This is a genomic window from Bacillus sp. LR--39, from assembly GCF_053613335.1.
In genome coordinates, this window is the sequence record NZ_JBSIOT010001117.1 from 1 (window position 1) to 625 (window position 625).

1 protein-coding gene is annotated in these 625 nt (G+C 53.4%); it reads right to left on the reverse strand.

The genetic code is table 11. The annotated features are described in order from the left end of the window. The coding region (locus tag ACWHAR_RS28815) for a DUF58 domain-containing protein (protein WP_452088665.1) at positions 1-625 on the reverse strand (625 nt) is incomplete at both ends.

The window sequence follows — 625 nt, forward strand, 5'->3', positions numbered from 1 at the left end:
GGGAAAAATGTTCCCCGTAAATGACGTTTACTTCGATTCCCCGCGCTTTTAAATGCTGGACAGCCGCGCTTTCCTCGCTTGATAGATCTCCGCCTTTTTTCTTCACCAAACAAATGACGGGCCGCCCGCCGGAGAGCGGTTTCTTCAAAGCCTGCACCAGTTCGATCGTGATGCGGCTTGTCACAATATATTTGACGGCTTTTCTCATATCGGAATGTCCCAATTCCCCCTCTATCAGACTGTGAAACGGCTGGACTGCATTGCAGTCGGCAATCGCCAAGTAGTAGAACAGCTTTCTCAGCTGCTCTTCCCCCTGCCGAACCGGGAAGACATTCCGCTCCTTACCAATGGAAACAAGCCCTGCATTCGTCCCGCTCCGCATTGCCGAACGAATGATGGAAGCGGTAAACGTGACGATCTCTTCAAAAGCCTCAGACGGGGACTGATCCATAAAGACGAGCAGGTCATCCCCTTTCGTCTGCTCAAATTCCTTCGTCATCAGCTGGCTGCGGCGGGCTGACGTCTTCCAGTCGACCCATGCAAAACGGTCGCCCGGCTGATATTCTCTGATACCTGACGCCAGTGTACTGTCCTTGCGGCGAAGCTCTGAAACGCGGCCTGCATG